At 30.3% G+C, this 4,161-nt stretch carries 2 protein-coding genes; both read left to right on the forward strand.

The features are described from left to right. Positions 1-912 precede the first annotated feature (912 nt). Complete coding sequence (hflX, locus tag FGK85_RS14690) at positions 913-2,715, forward strand: GTPase HflX (RefSeq protein ID WP_138207864.1); 1,803 nt, start codon at positions 913-915, stop codon at positions 2,713-2,715. Positions 2,716-3,350: 635 nt separating this feature from the next. Then, positions 3,351-3,902: a nitroreductase family protein gene (locus FGK85_RS14695; protein WP_138207866.1), complete on the forward strand. Its 552-nt coding sequence runs from the start codon at positions 3,351-3,353 to the stop codon at positions 3,900-3,902. Positions 3,903-4,161: the final 259 nt, after the last annotated feature.

The following is a 4,161-nucleotide window of genomic DNA, read 5'->3' on the forward strand; positions in this document are numbered from 1 at the left end:
TAGGGGTAAGTGTATCTATTTTTGCGACCTATCGGTCTGCGGGCTTACCAGCCCTTTAAGTAAATGTAAAAAGATACAATTCCAGTAAAAATAAAATTTTTACTGGAATTTAGGTGCTAAATCTCTGCTATTTTGTCTATGGGCTTTACAATATAATACTACCATTGTATAATATATAATATAAATCATATTAATGGAAACTGTCTGAAAGGAGACTGTAAAATGATTAATTTAATATTTGGAAATAAGTTGAGAAATAATTTAACAATAAAATATGCAGTCTGCTGTCAGAGAAAGTTCTTATAATTTATTAGCAATTTATCATAATGAGTGTGGCTTGTGTTTGTATGAGTTAAATTGTGTTTAATACAAGCAACATTATATTAATATATAACAGTATTGATATTTAAAAGTAGTGATACTTAAAGATATTGATATTTATATTTATGAGTTGTTTTTTGCTAATATTATATATGTAATTGACCGCAGATATATAAACTGCGGTTTTGTTAATATAATAAGTTAATTAACCGTGGAGAAATCTACGGTTTTTTATATTTATTTTCAAAGGTTATGCTAAAGGCTGCAGTATGCTTCTAGATATTTATTCTAGGGTAACTGCAGTTTTTTTATAACTAAAATAAACGGGAGCACATGGAGCTTGTTCCTAATTTATAAGGGGGTTATGAAAATGAGAATTTGGATGAGAATACGTTATTTTTAACAAATATATTAAAACAATTACAGATTAGTTTATCTGATGGCTGCTTAACGTAAAATTTCCATTGTACATTAAATGAGAATGCAGTGGTGGCTATATTCACGGAGAATAATTTTAAGCTCCCTATGGAGCAAAACTTTCAATGAAAAAAGAACTTAGATTATTTACTAAATTTAAATAGGGGTGATTTTATGATACAAGGAAATACTGATGGTATAAGAAAATCTATTTTAGAAAGAATTGAAAATTTATATGATATAAGTATAGATAAATATAGTATTTTTACTTATGAATTGGTAGATGAAATGAATAAGATTACTAGCATAATAAAAAGGGAAATAAGTGTAGCTATAGATAGAAAGGGAAAAATTCTTAGCGTTATAGTTGGTGACAGTAGAAGCGCCCAGATGCCATTTATTGAGGATAGAGGGAAAAGACTTAGCGGTATTAGGGTAATTCACACTCATCCTAGTGGAAATCCTAAGCTTTCTTCACTAGACATATCAGCTCTTTTAGATATGAAATTAGATGCTGTGGTATCCATTGGAGTTAAGGAGAATACTGGAGATGTTAAGGTAAATATAGGTTTATGTGATGTATATGATAAAACTTTAATTTGTAGTGAATTTAAAAATTTAAGTATTAAAAAGTCTATGGATTTTCAGTTTAGAGATAAAATTGAGTATGTAGATAAAATTATTTCAGAGATTGAAGTGTGTGAGGAAGGCGTTGAAAGAGCAATTTTAGTCAGCACAGATAGCGAAGAGAGTTTAGAGGAGCTTCAGGGACTTGCAGAGGCTTGTAGAGTACTTCCTGTATATAAGGTTTTTCAGAAAAAGAATAGAATAGATTCAGCTTATTATACAGGTCAAGGAAAGGCTCAAGAATTAGCTTATTTAAGGCAAATTAAAAATGCAAATCTTGTGGTTTTTGATGATGAATTATCTGGATCACAGGTTAGAAATCTTGAAGAAAGAATTGGATGCAAGGTAATAGATAGAACCACATTGATATTAGAAATATTTGCAAAAAGGGCTAAAAGTAAGCAAGCGAAATTGCAGGTAGAGCTAGCTATACTTAGGCATAGACTTTCAAGGCTAAGAGGTTTTGGTGCAGATCTTGATAAGATAAAAGGTGGCGTAGGTGTTAAAGGTGGTATAGGTTCAAGAGGAGCTGGCGAAAAGAAGCTTGAAACAGATAGAAGATATATAGAAAAAAGAATACAGGATATTAAAGAGGAACTTTTAAGAGTAGTTTCCAATAGAGCAGTTCAAAGGGAAAATAGAAATAATGGAAATATAAGCAAAGTGGCCTTGGTGGGGTATACTAATGCAGGTAAGTCTACCCTACGAAATAAGCTTTGTGAGATTTCATCTTGTAACAGTAATTTAAAAAATGGAGTGTTTGAGGCAGATATGCTTTTTGCTACCTTAGATACTACTGTAAGGGCTATATCTCTAGAGGATAATAGAAAGATTGCCTTATCGGATACTGTTGGATTTATAAGTAAACTTCCTCATGAGTTAGTAGAAGCTTTTAAGTCAACTTTAGAGGAAGTTATAGAAGCTGATGTTCTTTTGCATGTGGTGGATGCTTCAAGTAACGAGGCTTTAGAGCAGATAAAAGCCGTTAATGATGTGCTAGAAGAGTTAAATGTGTTAAACAAAAATATCATAATTATTCTTAATAAAATTGATAAAGCTTCTGAAGCTAACTTAGAAGTTTTGAGGAATCTTTTAAAGGATGAGAATATAGTAGAAGTAAGTGCTGCAACTGGGGAAAACCTAAACTTATTGCTAAAAACTATAGGTCAAGAAATTCCCTTAAAACTTATACAAAAGGAATTTATTATTCCATATAACCAGCAGGCTATGGTTTCTATGCTTCATGAAACTTGTAATATTGTGAAGGAAGATTACAGGGAAGAAGGAGCTTACATCAAGGCGCAAGTGTACGAAGAAATATATGAAAGATGCAAAAAATTTGAGGTTTAAAACCAGGACAACCCGGGGACGGTTCATTAATTTTATAGATCATTTATAGGTTGAGTATGCAAAAAATGTTTACATTTTGAATTATTGCTGTATAATTAATTAGTAATATGTTAATTACTTTATAGAAATTAATTGAGTAAATCACATAATTTTTTTTTAATAAAATCTTATGAATATATGATATAGACTCAATTGTCGGAATAGGACAACCTGGGGACGGTTCATTATATTTATTAGTATTTAGCAGGACAACCTGGGGACGGTTCATTAATTTTATAAATTATAGGCTGAGTATGCAAAAAATGTTTACATTTTGAATTATTGCTGTATAATTAATTAGTAATATGTTAGTTACTTTACAGGATTTAATTAATTATACAGCTATATTATTTTAATAAGCAGGTTTATGATAACTTTATAGTTACTGATAGATCTGTTAATGTCATTTTAATTTAATGCCCTTGAAAGCGTTCATGATAACTTTATAGTTTCTCATAGATTAGTAAACTTGATTTATTGGGTAGAGGAAAATGTTGGAGAGATTAAAAAAAGAAGCTTTTTTTTAGAAATTTTTTTAGAAAAGTAAGTGTTGATCTTTGTAAAATTGCAAATAATATGTGACAGGAGGAATTTACATGAATACTGTTATAGAAAACATAAAGAAAAGAAGAAGTATAAGAGATTATAAAAAGGAACAAATAAAAGAAGAAGAATTACAGGCAATCTTAGAAGCAGGTACCTATGCTCCTTCTGGTTGTAATGCTCAGTCATGGCACTTTACTGTTATTCAAGACAGAGAGCTAATTGGGCTTATGAGCAATGTGGCAAAGGAAAAATTAAAAACTTCTTCAGATGAAGGCTTTAGAAATATGGCAAATAATAAAGATTTAGACTTAACACATGGAGCACCAACTTTAGTGGTGGTATCAGGTAAGCAAGATGCTTATTCACCATTAACTGATTGCTCTGCTGCTATACAAAATATGCTTCTTGCAGCGGAAAGTTTAGATATAGGTTCACTTTGGATAGGACTTATTGAACTTTCTTTTGACCATGAAGAGGTGGCTAGAAAATTAAACATACCAGAAGGATATAAGCCATACTATGGAGTTGCTCTTGGCTATAAAGGTGCCGGAGAAACTAGAGCTCCTAGAAGAAAAGAAAATGTTATAAGTTATATTAGGTAGTTATTAATCCAACTTTCGTAGTTATAACGTAAAAATGTGAATTTTAAATTAAGAAATTTTATTTATCTAATGTGAGTTTAAAATTTATATGCGAAAGTTGAGCTATTAAGAATGTAAGTTTAAAGTTTATATGTAAGCGTCAAAGTTTTAGCACCTTTAATAATTCCAAGAATAGTATTAAAATATCCTAGTAAGGCAAGAATATGCTTTACTAGGATTAATTTATTTTTTATCTTTAATTTTCATATTTTCAGGAATC

The sequence above is a fragment of the Haloimpatiens lingqiaonensis genome (assembly GCF_901447495.1).
GTDB classification, from domain to species: Bacteria; Bacillota; Clostridia; order Clostridiales; family Clostridiaceae; genus Haloimpatiens; species Haloimpatiens lingqiaonensis.

Bases quoted from the DNA above. Each gene is read 5' to 3' on its own strand.
- hflX (WP_138207864.1), top strand. From the start codon at position 913: ATGATACAAGGAAATACTGATGGTATAAGAAAATCTATTTTAGAAAGA.
- FGK85_RS14695 (WP_138207866.1), top strand. From the start codon at position 3,351: ATGAATACTGTTATAGAAAACATAAAGAAAAGAAGAAGTATAAGAGAT.